The sequence below is a fragment of the Microbulbifer maximicatervae (SeqCode) genome (assembly GCF_052467615.1).
Genome location: NZ_CP174319.1, coordinates 5,051,654 through 5,074,392, shown reverse-complemented (window position 1 = coordinate 5,074,392; position 22,739 = coordinate 5,051,654). Strand labels below are relative to the sequence as shown.

Below are 22,739 nucleotides of genomic sequence, written 5' to 3'. Positions count from 1 at the left end.
AATAGATCGCGGAACTCACTCTGATTGAATGTGGAAAAATCCGTATGATAGACGTGAGGCACCACCACCACATTCCCCCTAATTCTCGGCCGTATCGGTATTAGTGCGGTCGCAACATCATTTTGGCAGACAATAAATTGCGACCTCTCCCCCGGGGTACTCAAGCAATAACCGCATGGGCATCCCTGTTTTGATAAAAGTAAGTTAGACAATTGTGATACGGGCCTCACTACCTTTCATTACACAAACATTAGCCAAAACACCGATTGGCAAAGTCAACATGGGATCTGTGTGCCCAAAGCTTAGATTCGCCACTATTGGAAAGTCGAAATCCGCACAAGCCTCAAGAACCGTATCTTTTAGCGTGACGCCGGCTATATCAGTGCAATATGGCGAGCGTCCAATAAGCATACCTCTAACGTGAGAGAGTATCCCTGATTGACGCAAATGGGTAAGGGCACGACGAACCCTCTCTAGTCGCGCTTCTTCAGCATGGGCCTCCCAGAAAAAAATAATATCTGAGGGGATATTAAGATATGGCGTACCCACAAGCATATTTAGCGTCTCTATATTCCCTCCAAACAATATCCCCTCACCCAGCCCTTCTCGATAAACTATTCGGTGACTGTCTTTTTCCATCAAACGACGACGTTGCGGACTTTCACCCCAGTCCGTAAATTCACGAGTCCATGCAGCAGGATCTCTTAGCTCTGTCAAGGTCTCATTATTACCGATGGCAGAAAAAAGGTTCTCGTCCGTAAAAGCAAAAGGCTGTGGGTATTCGCCAAACTGAGGTAACAGTGTGGGGCCAAAATAAGTAGTCCATCCACTCAAACTATAAATACCTAAAATCAAGGCTGTCGCATCGCTGTTGCCAATTAACACTTTGGGGTGTCGGCAAACAATATCTCGATTCAAGTGTTCTAATATTTCAGCTGAGTTAAATCCTCCAATTGAGCACATGATTCCCGCAATCGAGTGATCGAGTAATAAACTCTCAAGCGCCTGAGCCCGCTCCAATGCAGTCCCTGCCGTAAACCCTCTTGAAAAGCACACCTGCTCCGGCAGTACAACCTTTGTATTCAAGGTTCGCTCCAAGGCTTTAACGCTCCGAATTAATCGGTCAGGATATTTACTTGCTACATTTGAGGAGGGTGAATATATTGCTATCGCCTTTCCCGGTATTAGCTTAGGATAAAACCTGTTATTCATGTTGATAGCGTGAACTTTTCATTTCAAACATTGTTTCTCTGGGCTTATGCCCAGAGCGTCCAAAGTTTACCGACACTGCATCATTATTTAGGCCAGTCAATGGTTAGCCCCTGCCGTCGTAACACATCAACAAGCTGATTATATTTTTGCCCCTCTAGTAACAAATCAGACTTTCCTATTTCATTAACCGCTCGCAGGAAAATTTGATGAAGACTAGCTTGACTCAAATAAAGATCCTCAGACTTCAAAGTACGAGGGTGAGTGTTATGAAGTTGTTCTACCCAGTCGGTCGGCAATCGCTGCTCTAATCGCCGATCCCCTTGTAATTTAACACCTGTAGCCTGTTGAATAAGTGGAATAATGGCATGTTTACGTGTAAAGGCGAGAGAGTCACAAGCCGCCAAATTTTCACCTCTTTTAATTTTTGCAAATGTATACCAAAGCCAGCCACAGTAGCGCGGGATAATCTCCTGCACTGACATTGATTTCGCACCAGACATGGTGTTTTGGCTGATAGGAATATCTTTACGCAAGACGATGAATGGTTCTGGGATACAGCAAGGTGGATCTGCACAATACAAAAAGCTTATATCTAACTTTACAATCCAGTCATCTTTTCGAGTGTAGAAAACAAGTAAACTTGGAATTCCCGCATGCACAGCAGAGAATGTCACGCAAATATTAAAATGCTGTGTGAACATCTGCTCAAATTCAGCTCTGGCCCTATTGAGTGGATTAGTCGACATATAGACTGCCGTGACATCCAAATCACTAAAAGCATCGGCTTCGCCAGATGCGATGCTTCCACCAATAGTTATAGTCACTGGTGCATCTTGTCCATTTGCCCATGAGTTGATAAATGAAAATATGGGGCGTAAGTGCTGAGGCAATTTATCTTCAGGTAATCCCAATGAGCTTATTCTTACCTGCTTAGAAATATTGTAACTTGAAGGGTCCCTATCGGAAGAACTCATGGTGACAATTCAAATCCGTTTCTGCGAGGCAATATCTGGAGATCCCGAATATCATCGTGTTGGAGCACCCACATTAAAAATCGTTCAACACCCATGCCAAACCCAGCAGTTCTCAATGGATAAACCCGCTTCATATTCGTATACCACTTATAGGATTCTGGATTTACCCCATGCACCTTCATAGCTGTGAGAACAGCCAAATCGTCAACATGTCTTTCGCCACAACCGACCACTTCGCCACACCCAAATAAGAGATCACTATTTAATGCGCTATAGCCATTTTTATCCATGGCTTGATAAAAGGGAACAACCCCATGATCCCACTTGGTAACCCAAACAAAGGGGCCAATAGTTCTGATAAGCTCTCGTTCTCCCGCTCTAGTAAGATTTCGCCCGTAATCAGTTTTATCGATAAACTCAGGCTTGTCCTGAAGAAGCTTGGCAGCCTCATCAAAAGTAACAGAATTAAAAGTTAAATCTCCGTTTGCCACTGACTCTAAGTGACTTAGACTGCCGGCTGCTCGTGTAATCGACTCAGCTTGCTCCCTAAGCATCGCTTTGCTGAGCGCGCGGATATACCCTTCAGCCAAAGACATAGCCTCAGCCAAGTCCCCACTAATTTCTACCTCGCTGTGCATAAACTGGCAGAGATGTGTAGCGTCCCAGTCCTCCCCACGAAATGACGGCATTAGATAATAAGCGCCTCGGGGCTTCATTCGACAACACAACTCAAGCTGAAACTGCATGGAGTCGGCTAAATATGTTTCCTGACCATTTAATTGAATACATACAGGAATTGAGTCACTTCCCAGCCCAACTGGACTTGAAATACTGCCAGTCGTAACAGGTAAGTGAACGGTGCCAATCCCCTGGTTCCACCAAAACACAGCTGTCTCTCGAGTAAGTATGTCTTGTAAATCTACCAGTAAGTTAAACCAAGGATTATTTGCGAGTTTCAAATATCTGCTGGGATCTTCAAGAATCGGTGGTTGCCAGCCATTTGTATGCCCATTCGTAGTCAATTTCACAACCCCAATCAGAGAGATATCCCCATAAGAATATATCCATCTACTTTTTACTGCCGGGTGATACAAATTTTTGCTGCGTGTTTTAGCTCCCCCTTTAAAAATTCAATAACTGCAATAGCCGAGTAAGGAAATAATGAAAAATTAGAAAAAATCACGACAGTTTTATCAGAATAACTACATAGACTATAAATTAAACATTGCCATGAATATTCTTGCAAAAAGTTTCTCAATTAAAGATGAAAAATCAAACTTACATTCTTTTGGTTGATCTCGAATGTACTTGTGATAACGAGCCGCCCATCCCTCCAGAGGAAGCCGAAACCATAGAGTTGGGTGCGATAGTGGGAAGTTTGACACAAAAAGCTTTTGTTCAATTAGATGAAAGGCAGCTTTACGTAAAACCCACTATTCACAGAGAATTGACACTATTTTGTACCGAGTTAACGGGTATTACTCAGGAGCAGGTTGATAAGGCCTCGTTGTTACCCGGGGTACTGGATAAATTCAAAGATTGGCTTTCCAACTATGAATTAGCCGCATGGGGCAGCTGGGGAAATTTTGATGCATGGCAATTGCACATGGAAACAGGCGGAAAGGAAATAGCAAACCCCTTACAATACCTGCCTCACATTAATGTGAAGCAAATATTCGCTGACAATAAAGGATACCGCGTCGACCTAGCCAAGGCTATTCAACTATCGGGGCTTAAATTTAAAGGGCGACAGCATTCCGGTATCGATGACACACGAAATATCGCCCAACTTCTGGAAAATGATATCGCCCTGCGAACTAGTTTTTTAAATCAGATATAATCAGGCCTAGTAATATCACCTTGTAAGAACAGCATTCTGCGTCTTCTCCTTACCCTACCGCCCCATCAGTGATCGGCTTGGGCAATTAACCCATCGATATCCAGGTACTGGGCAGCATTGCGATAGTTCGCGGCGCTATCGAATGGAAGGGATCCTAGAAGAGGAGCCGGCAGTAGAGCCTTAAGGGTATGCAGATTCTCCTCTGCGCGAGCCATACCCTCACCACGTACAAAGTTGGCTACCCAACCCACTAACGGAAGCCCATCACGGCGGATTGCCTCTACCGTGAGTAATGCATGGTTGATACAGCCAAGTTGCATTCCCACCACGAGTATGACCGGTAGGTTTAGTTCCCGGGGCAACTGGGACAGAAAGCTTCTTGGACCCAACGGGGTGCGCCAGCCACCAGCACCTTCGATCAAAACCAGGTCGGCCCCTGCAGACATCACTCCCCGACAGACGCCAGCCATCCGCGCAACATTTAACTGCTTACCCACCTCTGCGGCCGCTATATGCGGAGCAATAGCGGGCTCCAGGGCAAAGGGGTTTACTTGCTGGTAAGGCAGCTTCAGAGTCATCGCTTCCTGGAGCAAAAGGGCATCTTCATTGCGCAGGCCATCATCCGTGTGCTCACATCCAGATGCCACAGGCTTCACTGCCGCCGTTTGCAAGCCTGCCTCCGCCGCTGCCGATAGCAGTGCGGCGCTCACATATGTCTTGCCGACCTCGGTGTCAGTACCGGCGATAAAATAGGTTTTTGCCAAGGCCTAACCCCCTCCTCCAATTAAAGTTAACTTTTTTCATAACGTGACTTTTCACGCCACTCAGATGGTGATAAATTAACCCGGTAGCGCAAATTTTGAACAGATCAAGCCGTACATCGATAAGAAGGCACGGGGTTGCGCTCACACAATAACCCCCTCTTAAAGGGGACAGACAGCAGGGATGCGGTGTCATTGCGAAATAACCGACAACTACCCGAACTGCTTAAAGACCATGCGATACCTGACCTTTGCCCTGCTCCTGCTGGTGCCAATCTTTGCTTCAGCGAAAGTTGATCCCGTTGACCACGTCGTAGTTTATAAGTCCAAGAAACTCATGCAGCTGATACGGGACGGCCGTGTCGTGAAAAGCTATACCGTGTCTTTTGGGGATAACCCCAGGGGACACAAAGTTCGCCAGGGGGACGAGCGCACCCCTGAAGGCCGCTACACACTGGACTGGAAGAATCCCAACAGCCGCTTTTACCGTTCAATCCACGTGTCCTATCCCAACAAGCAGGACCGTGCACGGGCAGCCAAAATGGGGGTCAGTCCCGGCGGTGACATTATGATCCACGGTATCAAGCCCCAGTGGTCCTACATGGAAAGGCACCTGCGCCGCACCAACTGGACCGATGGCTGTATCGCCGTGGCCTCCAATCGTGAAATGGACGAAATCTGGGCTCTGGTGAAGACGCCAATCCCTATCGACATCTACCCCTGATCTCTTCAATCTTGCACCCGGCTCCCTGCGTTGCGATAGGCGCAGGTCAGCCGGATTTTTTTGCCCTGCAAGCGGTGAGATTCATATAGATCACCTCGTAAGTTACCGGCAATCCTCGCTCTTCCCGCTTATTTTCATAGGCTACGGACAAGTGCTGCAGTTTGCGACGACCTGTCATACCTTTATCCGCCGCCCGGTTAATATTGTGTGCACCCACTCCCTTAAGCTCCCGCATCAACTGCCGCAGGCTATCAAAGTGCAGTAGGCGCAATTCATCCGTAACCAATCCGCTGAGGTCACTGTGCAGTGCCGCTTCACGCCATTGCTCGGCGGGCAGGAACTGATTGACATGTACACCCCCATCCACTTGAGCCCAACTCTGTTTCAATTCCACCAGGGTTTTAGGGCCAAGGGTGGCAACCAGGCACCGCCCTTCAGGGGCCAGTATTCGCTGCAACTCAGCAAACAATTGCGGCAGGCGGTAGCACCATTGCAGCGCCATACTTGAAAACACCAAATCAATACTACCCGCCGCCAGGGGTAACTGTTCGGCATCGGCCACAATGTAACCATCAGCTTCGGGTCTTTGCGTCCGGGCAAACTTCAGCATCCCCTCCGCCAGATCCAGGGCAATAATTTGCGACTGAGGAAAATGCCGCCGCAACAGTTCAGTACCGAATCCGGTGCCACTGCCCAAATCGAGGATCATACGGGGTGCACAGCTGTCATCGGCTTGGGCCAACAGTTGCCGGCAGACTGCCCGCTGCAGATGGGCGCAATCATCGTAGCCCTGTGCTGCCCGGGTAAAAGAGCGAGCTACCGCAGCCTTATCAAACGGATCAGCCGGGGGATTTCCAATAGACTCGAGAAGCTCGAATAGATATTCAGCGACGATGTCAGCTTTGGTGCAATGGGGTAAATGGCCCGTCTCGGGTATGACTTTGACGGTGCCCCCACACGCCTCAATGGACCGAGCAGCTTCAATGGGAACCAGGGCATCCCTGTCACCAAACAGGTGCAGTGCCGGCACGGACAGATGTTCCAGGTATTGGCGATTATCCAGCTCTGCCAAGCAGCACAATGCTCCCCGCCAGGCATCACTATTTATTTGTGGTTTTTGTGCCTTAAGGTCCTTAAGCAAAGAGCGCATGGAGCTATCACCCCGCGCCTGTAGTGAGCAAAAACGCTCCCAGGTACTCTCCGGAGATGATGTAAAAGCATCGAAAAATGCCTTGAAAGTGCTCTCGGCCATGCCTGGCCAGCCGTCTCGTTCCACAAAGCAGGCATTGGCAGCTATGGTCACTAAACCCAGAACTTTGTCCTGCTTCGCTATAGAAGCCAGGCGAACGGCCAGCATACCGCCGAGGGAGTGGCCAACCAGGACACAGCTAGGGGGAAGTTGCTGGTAAAGCTTCTGCAGCAAAGCTTCTAGTGGGGGCCAGTCTTCAGCACCTTGTGTAGCAAATCCAGGTAACTCAATACAGTGGAGTTGCAATTCTGTACGACGCGCCAGGGATTCTATAAGCGGCTGCCAAAGATCTGCACTCCCGCCCCACCCGTGCAGGAAAACCAAGTGTTCAACCCGTGTCACTTATCCAGTACCCCTGCGCCCTGCAAAATCTGCTGCAGTGCGCCTAGTAGCTCATCAATATCCTCGGCCCGGTGAGCCGCGCTCAGGGTAATGCGCAAGCGTGCAGTGCCCAGCGGCACTGTAGGCGGGCGAATGGCACCCACCAGGAACCCGCGCTCCTGCAATTCTCTGGCAACCGCCATCACAGTGTTTTCACAGCCCAACACCAGCGGCTGTATCGCACTGGCTGACGCCTGAAGAGGTAGACCGAGCTGTAGTGCCCTGCGGCGGAAATAAGCGATATTTACCCGCAAGCGCCCTTGCAACTGAGGCTCATCGCGAATCAATTCGATAGCAGCCAAGGCACCGGCAGCCACTGCTGGCGTCATTCCGGTGGTATAGATATAGGGCCGCGCAAACTGGGTGAGGAAATCTATCAGTGCCCGGGAGCCCGCAATAAAGGCACCGGCATTGCCAACCGCTTTACCCAAGGTACCCATCACAACCGGGGCTTGTTCCTGGGTCAGCCCCGCCAGGGCACAGCTGCCCGCCAGCGGGTATGCTTCACTACCCATTACGCCAAAGCCGTGGGCCTCATCAACCATTAACCAGGCGTTGTATTGCTTACACAGAGTGGCAATCTCAGCCAGAGGGGCCAAATCACCATCCATGCTGTAAACGCCATCCACCGCTACTAAAGTAGCGCCACCCCGGCTAGTAGCGCGCTGCAATTGGCGTTCAAGGCCAGCGAGATCGTTATGGGCAAAGCGCAGACTGTTGGCGCCACTCAAGCGGGCACCGTCAATCAGTGAGGCGTGATTAAGCCTGTCCGAAACAATATTGTCGGCTCGCCCCAACAGGGCACAAATAGTGCCGATATTCGCCATGTAGCCACTCGAGAATATCAGCGCCGCTTCTCGCCCACTTAATTCGGCGATGCACTGCTGCAAGCGGTGATGAATATCCAGGTGACCATTAACCAGGTGAGAGGCTGTGGCGCCTGCACCACACTCTGCTCCCGCCTTCTGTGCTGCGATGACTTCCTCGCGGCTGGCAAGCCCTAGGTAGTCGTTACTGCTAAATACCAGTAGCTCCCGCCCATCGACCCGGGCTCGCGGCCCGGGTGCGCGATCGAGGGTTTTTAGTTCCCGGTACAGATTCTGCTGGCGGCGCTCGGCGAGGCGCTGTTGCAGGACTTCATTCAGGGTCATTTGGCCGCGTCGTAGAAGAAGGCATCATTTTGCTGTTCGGTGATCTGCGCGTTCAATTCCGCTTCCACCTCAGCCTCATCGGCGTACTGCTGATACTCTTCTGGCTTAATACCCAGGCGACTGAACAACTGCATATCTTCGTTAGCTTCCGGGTTCGCGGTCGTCAGCAGTTTTTCACCGTAGAAAATAGAGTTGGCGCCGGCGAGGAAAGCCATTGCCTGCATCTCATCGCTCATCTGCTCGCGACCGGCGGATAGGCGCACATGGGATTTCGGCATCATGATACGAGCCACAGCAATGCAGCGAATAAACTCGAAGGGATCCAGGTCCTTTTGTTCTTCCAGCGGGGTACCTGCGACTTTTACCAGCATATTGATGGGCACTGATTCGGGGTGCTCCGGCAGGTTCGCCAATTGCATCAATAACCCGGCGCGATCTTTATCGCCTTCACCCATTCCCACAATGCCACCAGCACAGACCTTCATTCCCGCTGAGCGCACTCGCCCCAAGGTTTCCAGGCGATCCTGGTAAGTGCGAGTGGTAATAATCTCACCGTAATATTCCGGCGAAGTATCCAAATTGTGGTTGTAGTAATCGAGGCCTGCATCCGCCAACTCCTGGGCCTGATCATCATTTAACATGCCCAGGGTCATACAGGTTTCCATACCCAGCGCCTTTACTTCACGTACCATCTGGGTCACGTAAGGCATGTCTTTTTTCTTGGGGGAGCGCCAGGCGGCCCCCATGCAGAAGCGGGTAGCACCGCCGGCCTTAGCTGCCCTTGCCTCCTGCAACACCTTTTCAACCTTCATCAGTTTTTCCCGCTCCAGCCCGGTGTCATAGCGGGCACTTTGGGGACAGTAGGCACAGTCCTCAGGGCAAGCACCGGTCTTGATAGAGCAAAGGGTACTGACCTGTACCCGATTGGCGTCAAAATAAGCTCTGTGCACTTGCTGCGCGGTAAACATCAAGTCGCTAAACGGCATGGCGAAGAGGTCCAGTACCTGCTGGCGGGTCCAGTCGTGGCGGATCTCTGCGGCGGGCATTTGCTGGGCGGCAGTCACAGGGCGTACTCTCTCTGTTGCTTATTAAAATCGGATACTCACAGCCTGTTAGCAGGCTCTAGTGGAATCGATCAGCGGGCTCTAATTCAGCCTCTGCCGTTCAATCCACCAGACTGGCCAGTTTAGCCACGGCCAAACCGCTGTCAACTCGGAAGAGACGATATGGTTTACAAGCTTTTCAGTAGAAAACTTGCCCAAAGTCTGGCCCGCTGCCTGCTGTGCGGCGGAGTATCGGGAGAGGTTGGAATCTGTTCTGCCTGCACCCAGGAACTACCGGCGCTAGGCCGCGGCTGCCGCTACTGCGCCCTACCCTTGGCGGCGGCAAAAGATAATATTTGCGCGGCCTGTTTACAGAGGCCACCCGCCTTAAAGAAGATCAGTGCTGCCTGGCAATACGCTTACCCGATCAACCACTTAATCCAACATTTCAAATACCACCGGGACCTGGCCGCCGGACACAGCCTTATACAGCTAGCAGCCCGCCAATTGGGGCTTCCAGAGGATATGCCTGACATACTTACCCCGGTTCCTCTGCACTGGCGTCGCTATTGGCAACGCGGTTACAACCAGGCTCAACTTATTGCCAGTGGTCTGGGGCAAAACTGGTGCCTGCCAGTAGATCTGCAACTACTGCGCAAAACAACTTCCACCAAAACCCAGTCTCAACTCAGCCGCAACCAACGGCTGAAAAACCTGTCTGACAGCTTTGCCGTGCGTGGAGGAATATCGGGTGCCCATATCGGCCTGGTAGACGATGTTGTAACCACGGGAGCGACCCTAGAAATCATCACTCGCCAGCTACTCACAGCCGGGGCAAAACAGGTCAGCGCCTTCGTTTTGGCCAGAACGCCATGACTGTTCGGCGCGACTACAAATAGACCCATAGTCACCCCGACGTCACAATAGCTTACCTTGCCGTTCTGGCGCCTCAGTCCCTCACCTGCCAGCACTGCTAAGGTTCTAACAGCGACTAAATTGCCCGCATTTCTGTTGTCGCGGGCCAGGAATTCAGCGATGAGTGAATACAAGTTGCCACGGGGCATTGTCATCAGCGGCACAGGCCTGTGGACCCCACCGGAATCTATTAGCAATGAAGAGTTGGTAGATGCCTATAACACCCATGCCGAGCAGTACAATCTTGAGCATGCTCAAGAGATTGAGGCCGGTGAGTGCGCGGCAAAACCTTTCTCTTCTGCAGAATTTATCGAGAAGGCCTCAGGCATCAAGAGCCGCTATGTGGTGACCCGCGATGGCATCCTTGATCCGAAGCGCATGCGCCCCCTTATTCCCGAGCGCGCAGATGACGAGCTGAGTGTACAAGCCGAAATGGGCTTAAAGGCCGCCAGACTAGCTCTGGAGAAAGCCGATAAGCAGGCGTCTGACATTGATTTGGTCATTGTCGGTGCCTCCTATATGCAGCGCGCCTACCCCGCTATTGCTATTGAAATCCAAGGTGCACTGGGTATCGATGGTTTTGCCTTTGATATGGAAGTGGCCTGCTCCTCAGCCACCTTCTCACTTCAGCGTGCGGTGGATGCGATCTGCTCAGGCTCAGCCAAAACTGTACTGGTCATCAATGCCGAGCTGGCCTCACCACAAGTGGATTACACCGACCGAGACAGCCACTTTATCTTTGGCGATGTAGCCGTAGCCAGCATTATCGAGCGCAGAGAAACCTGTACTGTCGAAAGCGCCTGGGAAATTCTCGGCACCAAAGCGAAAACCGTTTTCTCCAACAATATCCGTTCGAACTTTGGCTACACCGCTCGCGCCGCCGATGTGGACCCTTTTGGCCCCGGTAAGTTGTTCCGCCAGAATGGGCGAAAGGTATTTAAAGAAGTTTGCCCCATGGCGGCGTCCCATATTGAGGCCCACCTGCAAGAGACAGACACCGATCCTCACAGCGTGCGCCGCTACTGGCTCCATCAGGCCAATATCAATATGAACAACCTGATCGCCAAGAAGCTAATGGGTGACAATGCAAGCGTTGAACGCGCGCCCATCGTTCTGGACCGCTACGCCAACACGGCAAGTGCCGGCTCAGTTATCGCATTTAATTTGCACAGCGATGACTTGCAGGTCGGTGACCGGGGAATTATCTGTTCCTTTGGTGCAGGCTATTCTATTGGCAGCTTGGTATTGGAAAAAATCTCCATTTAATTTTGAAATATTTTCGGAGTTCGGGAATAAATACTGAACTCCGAAACAACCACCAAAAAGACCGGTGGTTCTCACTACCACTGACACCAGGATTTTATTAACCGGCGACCTGGCCTTCACAAATATCTATTAAAACTATGCGCGATCCAGCCGCAGCGCATAGCAACCATAAGCAGCGAAGCGCAGCAGAGCGAAATCAATCTGATCCTGCATAAAATATTCACTCACTTCTGTTTTTATTTGTTCAGGGCCCACCAATTTCGCAGACACGATATGCTCTTCAGCGCTATAGGCGCGAAGCACTAGTGGCACACCATTCTTGAAATAATCTTCCGCATTATTATTTAGCGGGGGGAAGCTGTTCTGTACTCTGAAGTTTTGTTCCGGCTGTGGCTGCGCCAGTACAAATACAGGCCCGTACTCCCGATAAGGACCGGCAAAAGAGAAAGGGCAGTAGCTGGCCAGGAGGATTTTCTCCCCGGGCCGTGCGCGCCGCCGCACATCACGACATGGCTCACCGCCCTGGGCGCTCAGCTGCCGTACCGGCTGCCCTAGATCATCTAGACCTGCTTGACGAACCTTTTCTAAAAAATCTTCGCGGATAGGTGTTACGGTAAAAGTCATGGCTAAGGTCACCCCACTTGCTAAAAGAACGAGGTTACTGAACACCAAACAGCATCGCTGGCCAGATTCGGGCGCGTCATTCCAAGTGAGTAGCAGTTATTTTTTTGCGGACTCTTCAAGCTCACTCAACAGACCTTCCGCCCAACTGATCCAGGTCTTTTCCGCCTCAATACCCAAAAGCAGGGTTTGATGTGCCAACCAGTAGCGCTCCTGGAGCGCTGTATCACTCTTTAATACGCGCTCATTTTGCTCCTGGTAACTTTCCAGAGAGCTGCGATGTTGGCGCAGTTGGCCCTCCAGAGCATCTCGCATTTCATCCTTGCTCAGGTTGTGACCGGCGAACATACGCACCAGAAAAGGCTCGCGAATCTTCTGCGGCGCACTGGGCTGAATGACCCAGTCACGCAGCTCGGCGCGGCCTAGATCCGTGAGGCTATAGACCTTCTTGTCCGGCTTGCCTTCTTGGGCCTGCTCCTCACAGTCCAGCAGGCCCTCCTCATGTAACTTGTGCAGCTCGCGATACATCTGCTGATGGCTGGCACTCCAGAAGTGGGAGACGCTGCGCTCAAAGCGCCGCTTAAGGTCATATCCACTGCCGGGCTCAATATCCAGCAAGGTGAGAACGGCAAAGCGCAGAGACATGAAAACTCCAACTCATCTTATGCAAAGAGTTGCATATTAACCGGAGCCAGCCATTTATGACCAGCTGCCGGGTTTTCATAACAAGATAATTAGATTAATAAAACATTAAAAAATAGGACAAATGTATCGACAGAAACTAACAGTCGAGATGTAAGGCTAGCTTTTATGCAAATTGGAGATATAATCGCCGGCTTGTCGCCAAAGTCGTTTAGGCGACCACTGTCTACGAGGTTGTTTGCCCAATGTCCGCGCCCGCACTATCCCCATCCAGTCCAGATGCCCCAGATGAAAAGGCTTCTGGTGCGCGCCGCTGGGACTTTATGCTGGACATCTTCGCCATGAATAGCTTCTCTTGGGCTGTAGCGATCCCCATCGAGCTGGTTCTGGCGGGTATGAGTTGGAACGAACACCTGAAAGTTCGCCTGATGGCCCTGGTATTCAATACCCTTATCGCCCGCCCATTCAGTATGTATCGCAACTGGATTGTGAACCGTTTTGGGGGTGGCGGCTTTATCAATGCCTACCTGGTAGACACCTTTGTATTCCTCAGCTTCCAGTTCCCGCTATATATGGCCAATATGCGCCTCGGTGGGGCCAGCTGGGACGAAATTGCCACCGCCAGTATTACTTTTATGCTCATCGCGGGAGCTCTTGGCCGCCCCTACGGAATTTATCTCGACTGGGTGCGCCGAGTATGGATTAATACGCTTGTCCCCCTGTGGAGCAAACGCGCTGCCTGAGGGGTCACCGATACTCGATTAGGCATTACGAGAGAGGAACATGACTGTGTTGACCGATAACGCCATTGAAAACAGTTCCATGACCGTTGGCGTGGTCGCCGGCACCCCCACAGATACCCGCTTCGGGTTGGACTTCCTCGCCGCGCGCCAACTTCGTGGCGTGGGCCTGTCCCTATCCTCGTCTCCCCAGGCCCAGACTCAATTGCAGGCGCTGGAGCGCGACGCCCTTACCCAACAATTGATCGAAGCCATTGAGCAGCTGTACCAGGCCGGTGCAGAAGCGGCCATGATCTACTGCAACTCTCTTTCCGGTGCTGTGGATATGACGGTGGTAAAAGCTGCCTCCCCCATTGAGGTGGTATCCCCTCTCGAGGTCTACGCTGAGCTTACCCAGCGCTATCGCAACTTTGGACTGTTGGCCGCCAACTGCCAGAGCTGCGCCAATATCGAGCGGGAAATACTCGAGCGCAATACAACCGCCAAAGTCATCGGTATTGGCAACTTGCAAATTGTGGAAGATATCGAGGACGGCCTCGCCGCAGAAATGATTGTTCGCCAACATGCCCTTGATGACTTGGTCGCGGCATTGGTGAAAAGCGGCGTACAGATCCTGATTTTGGGCTGCACCCATTTCGATTATTTTTATCGGGAATTGCTCGCACACTGCGATGGCATTCGCCTTTTCCTTCCCTCAGAGCGTATGTTGCAATTGCTGCAAGAGCGCATTCCCCAAGCCGCCTGAATACTATTTCCTCACGGCAGCTCCCGCGCAATTTGTTCTGGAGCTGTCGCTAAACTACCCATCCAACCTAGTAAATTGCTGCTAGATCCCTCTATGTAATCAGATGCAATCTGTGGATTAACTCCCTGCCAACAACCCGGCTACCCGATCCAAGGGCTGAACAGACGGGGCTGGCAGGCTACTTCTCTATTGGTACGTTCACTGAAGCGCCTCTGCTCCCCCCACAGCAGAAGGAAAATTTTTCTTGTACCAAAAGCGGGCTTATTGCAGTATCAAAAATCTCCGATGTGCCTGGGTATCCATTACAACAAGTCGTATTAAAACCTTTTTGGACTGCAGGATTTAGTCCAATTTAAATAACGTTGGTTACAAGGATGATAGAAACCACTTTGTCTGGGGGAATTCCCTCTCGTCACGTATTCTTGCGTGCCATATGCCTCGGCCTATTGGTCTCGGGTTCGGTATTTTTATCGAGTACTGCACAGGCCGATGTTATTACCACACTAAAAAGTCAGGTCCCGCTCTTTTGGGTGGGAATACCCGCTGTACTTGTACTGCTAATTTGTGCGTTTGCAATAAATAGGCAAGTTAAATTACGCCAATTAACCCTCGATACCAATGCTCGGCTTAAAAATTTGAGCAAGGAAAATAGCAATCTTTTCCAACAGGTACACAGTCGTAACAGCGAATTTGTCGCACTGGAAAAACAACTTGCTGATGCCCTTAGTGAGCTTGAACAATTGCGCCAGGAAAAATCTGATCTCCTCACCATAACCCGGCACCATTTACAGCATCCCCTGGATACACTTCTCGGCACTTTGAATTTATTAGCTCGCAGCGAAGACAACAATACGCGCGCCCTGGTAGAAATCGGGAAAAGACAATTAAACAGCGCCCTTAAATCCCTGGAGAACTTACATCAGTGCGGTAATGTTGAGACAGTAGAATTAAAACTCCCCACTGAAAGCCATCGTGCGCCCGGCAAACGGCTCTCTGTTTTACTCGTTGAAAACAGTAAGCATGACTCCCTTCAACCCACCCTGGAAACCATGGGCCATAACGTACAGCGGGAGTGCAATGGGATCGATGGGAGCAGCGCTGCACTGCAAAAAAACTTCGATCTTATTTTGGCAGATACCCATCTTCCGTTGATGGATGGCGTTGAAGCAGTGCGGGAAATCCGTAGGGAGAGAGGTGCTGAACTACCTATTTTTGCCCTGTTACAAAATGCCAGCTCTGGCGATAAGGAGCGCTACCAGGCCAGAGGCTTTACCGGGGTATTGACCCACCCGATCGGCGACCGACAGCTGATGCAATTATTGAGCTGGGCTGTTCGCCGAAGCCAGGGCATTGCAGGCCCCCAGGGAGCAAAGCCCACTCGACTCCTTAATACCAATACCCTATTTCGCCTGCGGGATACATTGGACCACCATACGTTTGCCGAATTACTCAGCGAGCGTACCGCCACCCTGCCAAAACAAATAACGTCATTAACCAGCGCTATTACTGGACGCCACTGGCTTGATGCAGAACAGCAGGCACAAAGACTGGCTCGCTCAGCTATTGAGGTCGGCCTCGAAACAATAGCTTCTCGCTTACGTACCCTGGCCGCAAACCTCTCTATCGATAGTGAAAGAGAACACTGTCGCCAACAGCGCACAGAGCTGTTACAGCTTATGCGCGAATCTGTGCGCCAACTAAAGGCCTGGCGCGAGCGCAATGTTCACACTGAGTGGGCATTAAAATAAACCACCCTACTGTGGCCCGATTTCGAGTCACAGTACTCTTACTGGGAAACAATGGGGCGGAAGAGGCGTCTGCAGTCCACCGCGCAAATAACACATCCCAGCGCAGCTAAGTTGAAATGCACTATTTGCACCACACTATATTGGAGTGAATAGTAGAGAGAACAAGTTATGTCAGAGCAGTATCCCGAACGCAGCCACGAAGCCCGAGAACAAAGCGGGCGCGACCTGGCCATCATGGTTTACCTGATCCAGGCGATCAGCTTATTTACCGCAGTACCATTTTTTATCGGGGTATTAATCAACTACTTTAAGCGCAGCGATGTTCGCGGAACCCTGGCCGAGTCCCATTTCCGCTGGCAGATTCGCACCTTCTGGTTTTGGCTGCTGTGGACCATTGTTGGCTCCCTAACCATTTGGGTACTGGGGCTGGGCTATCTGATTCTGGCAATTAACTGGGTGTGGGTAATCTATCGGGTTATTCGCGGCTGGCTGATGCTGGTAGACAGACGTCCGACCTATTAAAAGTAAGCCTTCAATTTGGGGCCCGAGTGATTGTGGGCCCTTGTAAAATTCTGAGTTATTTAAATAAATTCCCCACTTCGAATATTTAATCCACTTTCACACTTCAATACTTCGGACAGTTTTAAGAGATGAAATGGGTAGGAATTATGGGCAGGTATTGCCTAACGTCTCATGGACACAACTTTCAACGACTTAGATCTAGGTCTAAGATGTAGAAAAGTTGCCAGTATTTATGAACGGTATAGTGACTACGGGGCTATAGCTGGATAAAGCCTTCCGAAGTGTTACGATTTAAGAATTACAAGATAGTACTGCTGTGGGGCTGCTATAACAGTTTTGTCTCATCGATAACCCCAACAACTAAGACTTGAGTATGGCTGATGATGGAGATGACAATGTGGTAAATTATCTGTCAACGAATATCAGCGCGGCTCTGGTTGTTGTCGACATGCAAAACGATTTTTGTTGCGCGGGGGGCTATTACGACCGTAGGCGACAGGGTTCCAGCAATATTGAGCTTGAAACTCCGTCACCAAGTAGAGATTGGAGTCCGCGGATCATCCGCAAAGGTGATGATCTGAAAAAGGTAGTTAATAATATTATTTTATGTATGAGGGTTGCCAAAGAGAGAGAGATTCCTATTCTTCTGTTAAAGACAGTTATTAAGCCAGATCATAAATATCTTAATTCTTTTCTTCGTGGCGAGGAAAATAGAGGTAGGTGTTACTATCCGTGTAAGTTAGGTACTTGGGGTGCGGAAATTATAGAGCCTATTTGGCAGATGGCAGAAGAGGGGGTAATTGTAGTTGAAAAGCATGTTTATAACGGCTTTGTTGGTACCTCCCTGGAAGAGGAATTACTAAGTTTAGGGGTTGATACAGTTTTTATTGTCGGTGTGGAAACACACATATGTGTCCTGGCTACTGCACAAAGTGCTTCATTTCGCTTCAAGACGTATGTTTTTGAAGATGCTGTTTGGAGTGCCAATTGTGAGCTTGCTAAGCATGCACTTTCAATATTTAAAGATGGTTATGGTTATATCGCTGACCACAAGATTTTGTATTTTGTGGGGGTATCACATGGCTCTCCATAAACAATATTTTAGAGTTGGTTTATCTTGAATTTAGTTTTCTGTCTAAACTATTTCGAATAGCTTGCCATATCCTAAAAATTTCGCGCAGTTTTAGGCTGTAAAACAGGCCGGCCCTTGGGTAGACCCTGAGGAAAATAAGGTTCGGCCCTTCCGGGTATCTCGCTAAGATAGTAAAACTGTCAAGCGAGGTTAAGTATGAAAACAAAAAGTACACGAAGGAAATTCAAGCTGGAATTCAAGAAAGGGGGCTGAGTTCTAGTCTCTGAGCAAGGATATTCATTTTCTAGGACTGCAGAGGCTGTAGGAACCAATACCTGCGACGTGAGGTAAAGCAGTTGTGTATGGAGAAAGAAATCATAATTTTTTTCATGGGGAGGTTGTCTTCCTGTCGATATTACTAATAAGCCAACTCCCCGATCCCTGAAGACCTTTTGCCCTGCTCGCGCCTCAGTATCCTATGCATTGTCACTACTTCAGTGCCCCCCGGTGAGGATTAACCTTAAACAGGGCGACTTCGGTGTGTAGTCATCTTTTTGTCGTGATAGTTTTTTATTTATCCTTATCAGTGCATTTTAAGACCGGGATTCAATGCTCGATTGGCTTGACTAAGTAAATAGAGCAGTATGGCCTTGGGCCAGCCGTGGATTGCCGCCAAGTGCATTTGGTAAAGGGAGTGGTAGGCCAAACTGGCAATACGGCCCTCAAGAGTAAGGTTTCTTCTTACAAAAGACCCCCTTAAGTTTCCTACAGCAGTGTTTGTACTAAGAGAAACCAGCGAACCACGATCCCGGTAATAGAAGTGCCCCAGGGATTTTTTTTCTATCAGGGCGATCAGGTTGGTGGAACAGAGCTTGGCCATCTGTTGTGCGGCGAGTGCGCGTGATGGTACACGCCGTTTGTTACCGTCGATGCAGCTGGCACAATCCCCTATAGCAAAGACATGGGGGTCATTTTTGCTTTGCAGGGTGGTTTTCACCTCTATCTGGTTGAGTTGGTTGGTGAAGAGACCATCCAACTGAGTGAGGAACTCCGGTGCCTTAACCCTGGTGACCCAGGCTCGAATTGCTGCGGGGATCTCTTTGCCGTCATCGGTAGTGAGGCTGTTGGCACTTGCAGTCTTAATATGGCAGTTGGTAAGTATACGAACCCCCATTTTAGATAGTTCTCGCGCGGCGCTGTTGCCTAATCTTGCCGGTAATCCCGGTAGTAACTGAGGCTCGGCCTCGACTAATGTAATGTCAATGGCACCGGTTCGGATACGCCCATATTGACTAACCTGTCTACTAGCAGCCATCAGCTCCGCAGAAAGTTCCACCCCAGTACAGCCACCGCCGATAATGGCAATTTGTAATGTTCTATCGGGGTGTGTTTCTAGGCATAAAAAGTAATCGAGCAGTTGCTTGTGAAATTTGTGTGCCTGCTCAATGCTGTCGAGAGGAATGCAGTGCTCGCGCACTCCTTGTGTATTGGAGTCATCGCTTATGCTGCCAACGCAGATCACTAGATAGTCGTACTCTAGCTCGCGCGGAGGTATTAGTTCGCAGCCTTTGTCATTCAGCACCGCCCCTAGGGTCAAAATCTGGCGCTTCCTGTCGAGGGATTGTAGTGAGCCGAGCTGGAATTCATAGCCATTAGAGCTGGCGTGAATTTGGTAGTTAAGAGCATCCATGCTGGTATCTAATGTGCCAGTGGCCACCTGATAGATTAGGGGCTTCCAGATATGGGTGCGATTCTTATCGACTAAAGTGATCTGAGCAGATGGGGCCTTACGCTTAAGCCCAAACATCCGAGTAGAATTGAAATGGCGTCCAAGTCGAGTTGCTAAATGAAGGCCGCTGGCTCCGCCACCGATGATCACAATCTTTTTCATGAAGGTTGGTCATCCTGTTTATTACTTAAAAAGTTGACTCACTAATCTTTTTATAACTCTTGTTATATATAGGTGCTTGTCGGCGTCAATTTTGACGTCATAAAACTCAGAATTAACGGCGATAAAGTAATTTAGGCTAGTACGGGATTATCACACTTGGCTGTGTTCCGCTTCGTTATCGCGGGTAAGTAACTGCCGTCATTAGCCATTTCTACGCAGGTTTACCTTTGGGTGTGGCTTCTCATTGCTACTGATCACATCAATGATAGAGGCTTGGCTGCAACTCTCTACGGTAGTGCGCACACACAGGGCTCCACTTTGTCTGCCGCCTCTGCAACGAACAGGCCACCACAGTCCTATGGATCTATGAACAGGGCCCAATGTCGCAGGGATTGCCATTCTCGCAGGTTTTATACAAAAGCCGCGATACAGGTACGCGCCCGGCAACGGATTAGTAGCCCACATTTACAACGCTATGGCGTGGGCGTGGGAAATCTATCTCTATTGAGTAGACGCCAACCTTTTGGATAGGGTAGGAAAAAAATGGTGAAAATACAGAGTGAAGAACATGTATATCGAATACTCAAAGGATTTCAAAGTTAGAGTGGTAGTTCTCATTAATCAACTGAAAGTAGAGAAGGCAAATTGGTCGAGAGGCCCAGCCGTAGAATAAGTATGACAAAGACAGCGAAATCTCAATCTCAATCTCAATCTCAATCTCAATCTCAATCTCAATCTCAATCTCAATCTCAATCTCAATCTCAATCTCAATCTCAATCTCAATCTCAATCTCAAAATGATGATAATGAGATAAAATGTTTAAGAAAATAGGTTAAGAAAATAGGTTAAGAAATTATAGAAGGAGGAAGCTTCCCTAAAAAGTGGGAAGTATTTCTGAAAGATTCGCGTGGGCAGCCCTTAATCCGTAGGGAATTGGTGTCAGGTACCTATGTAGATATTTGAGCGATTCACCCCAGGAGTTTTATAAGTGGCTTCACCGTGATGAGAGTGATCGAGACATAGAAAATTGGCGAACTCTAGAAAGCACTTTCTCTCATGAGAATGCTATAGAAGGAGCGCGCGTAGCTTCCTACTGTGAGTATGAGTCAGTTAAATATACAACTTGGCTTCAGGTAATATAAAGGAATTATTGATTTTCTGAGCTAAGAATAACTAAGCCTCTGTACGCATTCTCGTTTCTATCGTTCCTATCGTTCCTTCCTTATTAATTTTCCTTAAGATCTCGCATTTGTTTTTGTAGGCTTTCCGAATCTGTATTAATACTTTCTACCGGTTGCCCTGCGATAACAAGAACTTCGGGAAATAAGCGTCGTTTTCTTTTCTTTTTAAACTGCTGCACTGAATTCTCGGCTTGGGAACCGGCTCCATGTAAGGCAATGGGAATAACCGGAACAGACTTGCGCTTTAAAATTTCCTCAAGGTCTTTCAGAAATGGCTGCAACTCGCCATCTTCGCTGATTTTTCCCTCAGGAAAAATACAGAGTAATTCCCCATTTTCAAAACTTTCCACTATGGTTTTGTAAGTGCGTTCACGGCTGTTTGGATCATCGAGATCCAAACCTATGGGAATAGCATCGCTCATATGCAATATACATCGCAGTAAGCGGGATTTATAGATTTTAGGGTGTGCGATAAAGCGCACATAACGCTCGATGGTGTCCGCTAATATTACTGGATCTAGAAAACTGATGTGGTTACTGATAATGAGGGCGGGTCCCTCTCTGGGGATTTGATCCAATCCTTTTAGGCTGACCCGATAGAGGATTCGTGCAGGCAGCAATAGCAGCCCGCGCATGATGAACTCTGGTAGCTTGGCAAAAATCAGGGCGACCACAATCAGGTTTAGTAAAGCGATAATGATGAAATATGTGGGGATAGAGATCTTTAGGATATCCAGGAAAGTGATACTCACGAGAGTAGCGGCCACCATAAACAGTGCATTGACCATATTGCTGATCGCGATAATCTGCGAGCGGATCTTTACACTTGAGCGGTCTTGGATCATTGCGTACAAAGGAACAGTAAAAATACCGCCAAAAATACCAAGGAGCGCCATATTGAGAAGGATCCAATAGGAACCATGATGATTAAAAAATTGAGTCAGGTTTGCGTTGGGAAGTGTATGAAAACTATTGGATTGGAGACCCAGCGCCAATCCAGCGCAAGTGATGCCAATAGCACCCAATGGCACTAAACCCGATTCGATACGACCTCGGGATAGCCAGTTGCACAGCAACGACCCCAAGGCAGTGCCCACAGTGAGGCTGCTCAACAACAAAGTGATAACATCTTCATTTCCACCAAGAGTATCGCGGGTAAAGTTGGGAATCTGCGCAAGGAATGCGGTGATTGTCAGCCAGAACCAGGAAATAGCGAAAATGGAGTAAAACACTGGAGGTGTCTGCCATGCCAAGTACATGACACGCACGACGTGTGCCACCGGGTTCCAATTGATGTGCAGTTTCGGAGATGAAGGCGGGGCCTTAGGAATTGCACAACTTGCCAGAAAACCAATGACGGCCATGAATACCAAAATGACCGCGATAAATGTCAATCCGTGTTGGCCGGGATGGGTGAATCCGACCAATATAGTACCGACAATTGTTCCGGTCAGGGTACCAATAAAAGACCCCATTTGGATTAACGCATTGCCAGCGAGTAGCTCACTTCTATTTAATTGCTGGGGTATCAGGGAAAATTTTGCCGCACTGAAAAGTGTAGAGGAAGTGCCATAGCAGAAAAAGACCACCATGCTCAGGGCATAATGCTGGGTAAACATAGCAATAATACCCACGATACCTATGCCTATTTCGGCCAATTTGTAGATTCTGATGAGCTTACTTTTATCGAACTTATCGGAGATTTGGCCTGCCAAGGAGGAAAAGAGGAAGTAGGGCAGAATCATCAGGCTAAAGGCAATATTGATCAGCGTGTTAGCTTCTTCTTCAGCCATACGGAATGCGAGTAGAACTATTAACCCATTCTTGTACATATTACGACTGAAAACTGCAAGAACCTGGGTTACAAACAGCGGTAGAAAACGCCGCGTACCGAGCAGCTTAAACTGGTTTTGAGCCATTACTTATCGCTCTTGTGGGCAATGCTCCGCATGGTGGCTGTGGCGCTATAGATTGCTGCTTAAAGATCCAATGATGCCTATGCAGCTATGGATCTATCGGCTGAAATCCGAATCTGTACCTGAATATAGCGAATTCAGTAAA

Annotated in this window: 20 protein-coding genes; 9 read left to right on the top strand and 11 right to left on the bottom strand. The window is 49.3% G+C overall.

Going from position 1 to position 22,739, the window contains the following annotated elements; genetic code table 11:
* Positions 1-204: 204 nt before the first annotated feature.
* The 3 genes from ACJJIM_RS22325 to ACJJIM_RS22315 form a co-directional block, all read right to left on the bottom strand.
* On the bottom strand, positions 205-1,212 hold the full coding sequence (locus tag ACJJIM_RS22325; protein ID WP_413664197.1) for a S66 family peptidase: 1,008 nt from the start codon (positions 1,210-1,212) through the stop codon (positions 205-207).
* 83 nt (positions 1,213-1,295) lie between these two features.
* Entirely contained in the window at positions 1,296-2,186 is an 891-nt protein-coding gene (locus ACJJIM_RS22320; RefSeq protein ID WP_444912005.1) for a hypothetical protein, read from the bottom strand.
* Positions 2,183-3,214, bottom strand: a complete 1,032-nt coding sequence (locus ACJJIM_RS22315) for an amino acid--tRNA ligase-related protein (RefSeq protein ID WP_413664195.1) — start codon at positions 3,212-3,214, stop codon at positions 2,183-2,185. Before ACJJIM_RS22315 ends, ACJJIM_RS22320 begins: the two co-directional genes overlap by 4 nt.
* A gap of 212 nt (positions 3,215-3,426) precedes the next feature.
* On the opposite strand from ACJJIM_RS22315, the gene ACJJIM_RS22310 reads away from it, so the two are divergent.
* The gene (locus tag ACJJIM_RS22310; RefSeq protein WP_444912004.1) at positions 3,427-4,026 is read left to right on the top strand and encodes a 3'-5' exonuclease; all 600 of its coding nucleotides are present in this window, start codon (positions 3,427-3,429) and stop codon (positions 4,024-4,026) included.
* Between the two features lie 65 nt (positions 4,027-4,091).
* Here ACJJIM_RS22310 and bioD read toward each other — a convergent pair whose 3' ends face one another.
* The gene (gene bioD / locus ACJJIM_RS22305; protein WP_413664193.1) at positions 4,092-4,790 is read right to left on the bottom strand and encodes a dethiobiotin synthase; all 699 of its coding nucleotides are present in this window, start codon (positions 4,788-4,790) and stop codon (positions 4,092-4,094) included.
* A 232-nt stretch (positions 4,791-5,022) separates the two neighbouring features.
* Between bioD and ACJJIM_RS22300 the strand changes: the two genes are divergently transcribed.
* Positions 5,023-5,511 (top strand): L,D-transpeptidase family protein, encoded by a 489-nt coding sequence (locus ACJJIM_RS22300; protein WP_282934516.1) that lies wholly within the window; start codon positions 5,023-5,025, stop codon positions 5,509-5,511.
* A gap of 46 nt (positions 5,512-5,557) precedes the next feature.
* On the opposite strand, the gene bioC is transcribed toward ACJJIM_RS22300, so the two are convergent.
* From bioC to bioB, 3 genes are read right to left on the bottom strand one after another with little or no spacing between them, the layout of a single operon-like run.
* Complete coding sequence (bioC, locus tag ACJJIM_RS22295; RefSeq protein WP_444912003.1) at positions 5,558-7,102, bottom strand: malonyl-ACP O-methyltransferase BioC; 1,545 nt, start codon at positions 7,100-7,102, stop codon at positions 5,558-5,560.
* On the bottom strand, positions 7,099-8,292 hold the full coding sequence (bioF, locus tag ACJJIM_RS22290) for an 8-amino-7-oxononanoate synthase (protein ID WP_444912002.1): 1,194 nt from the start codon (positions 8,290-8,292) through the stop codon (positions 7,099-7,101). Before bioF ends, bioC begins: the two co-directional genes overlap by 4 nt.
* Positions 8,289-9,338 (bottom strand): biotin synthase BioB, encoded by a 1,050-nt coding sequence (gene bioB, locus ACJJIM_RS22285; RefSeq protein WP_413665834.1) that lies wholly within the window; start codon positions 9,336-9,338, stop codon positions 8,289-8,291. The genes bioF and bioB overlap by 4 nt, the downstream gene beginning before the upstream one ends.
* A gap of 180 nt (positions 9,339-9,518) precedes the next feature.
* Between bioB and ACJJIM_RS22280 the strand changes: the two genes are divergently transcribed.
* Positions 9,519-10,211 (top strand): ComF family protein, encoded by a 693-nt coding sequence (locus ACJJIM_RS22280; RefSeq protein WP_444912001.1) that lies wholly within the window; start codon positions 9,519-9,521, stop codon positions 10,209-10,211.
* Positions 10,212-10,370: 159 nt separating this feature from the next.
* Positions 10,371-11,516, top strand: a complete 1,146-nt coding sequence (locus ACJJIM_RS22275) for a beta-ketoacyl-ACP synthase III (RefSeq protein WP_444906554.1) — start codon at positions 10,371-10,373, stop codon at positions 11,514-11,516.
* Between the two features lie 135 nt (positions 11,517-11,651).
* Here ACJJIM_RS22275 and ACJJIM_RS22270 read toward each other — a convergent pair whose 3' ends face one another.
* A complete protein-coding gene (locus tag ACJJIM_RS22270; protein ID WP_444912000.1) occupies positions 11,652-12,140 on the bottom strand; it encodes a DUF1203 domain-containing protein in 489 nt (162 codons plus the stop codon).
* Between the two features lie 96 nt (positions 12,141-12,236).
* Positions 12,237-12,782 (bottom strand): PadR family transcriptional regulator, encoded by a 546-nt coding sequence (locus ACJJIM_RS22265; RefSeq protein WP_444906556.1) that lies wholly within the window; start codon positions 12,780-12,782, stop codon positions 12,237-12,239.
* 242 nt (positions 12,783-13,024) lie between these two features.
* Here ACJJIM_RS22265 and alaE point away from each other — a divergent pair, with 242 nt between their 5' ends.
* The 5 genes from alaE (at position 13,025) to ACJJIM_RS22240 (ending at position 17,627) form a co-directional block, all read left to right on the top strand.
* Positions 13,025-13,522 carry an L-alanine exporter AlaE gene (gene alaE, locus ACJJIM_RS22260; RefSeq protein ID WP_413664185.1) on the top strand — a complete coding sequence of 166 codons (498 nt, stop codon included), beginning with the start codon at positions 13,025-13,027 and terminating at the stop codon, positions 13,520-13,522.
* Between the two features lie 40 nt (positions 13,523-13,562).
* Entirely contained in the window at positions 13,563-14,264 is a 702-nt protein-coding gene (locus ACJJIM_RS22255; protein ID WP_444906557.1) for an aspartate/glutamate racemase family protein, read from the top strand.
* Between the two features lie 374 nt (positions 14,265-14,638).
* Complete coding sequence (locus tag ACJJIM_RS22250) at positions 14,639-16,012, top strand: response regulator (protein WP_444911999.1); 1,374 nt, start codon at positions 14,639-14,641, stop codon at positions 16,010-16,012.
* 168 nt (positions 16,013-16,180) lie between these two features.
* Entirely contained in the window at positions 16,181-16,534 is a 354-nt protein-coding gene (locus ACJJIM_RS22245; protein ID WP_413664182.1) for a DUF4870 family protein, read from the top strand.
* A gap of 373 nt (positions 16,535-16,907) precedes the next feature.
* Positions 16,908-17,627, top strand: a complete 720-nt coding sequence (locus ACJJIM_RS22240) for a cysteine hydrolase family protein (protein WP_413664181.1) — start codon at positions 16,908-16,910, stop codon at positions 17,625-17,627.
* A gap of 562 nt (positions 17,628-18,189) precedes the next feature.
* Here the strand turns inward: ACJJIM_RS22240 and ACJJIM_RS22235 are convergent.
* Both ACJJIM_RS22235 and ACJJIM_RS22230 read right to left on the bottom strand, forming a co-directional pair.
* Positions 18,190-19,497, bottom strand: coding sequence for an NAD(P)/FAD-dependent oxidoreductase (locus ACJJIM_RS22235; protein WP_444911998.1), 1,308 nt, complete (start codon positions 19,495-19,497; stop codon positions 18,190-18,192).
* 1,225 nt (positions 19,498-20,722) lie between these two features.
* Complete coding sequence (locus ACJJIM_RS22230; RefSeq protein WP_413664179.1) at positions 20,723-22,597, bottom strand: MFS transporter; 1,875 nt, start codon at positions 22,595-22,597, stop codon at positions 20,723-20,725.
* Positions 22,598-22,739: the final 142 nt, after the last annotated feature.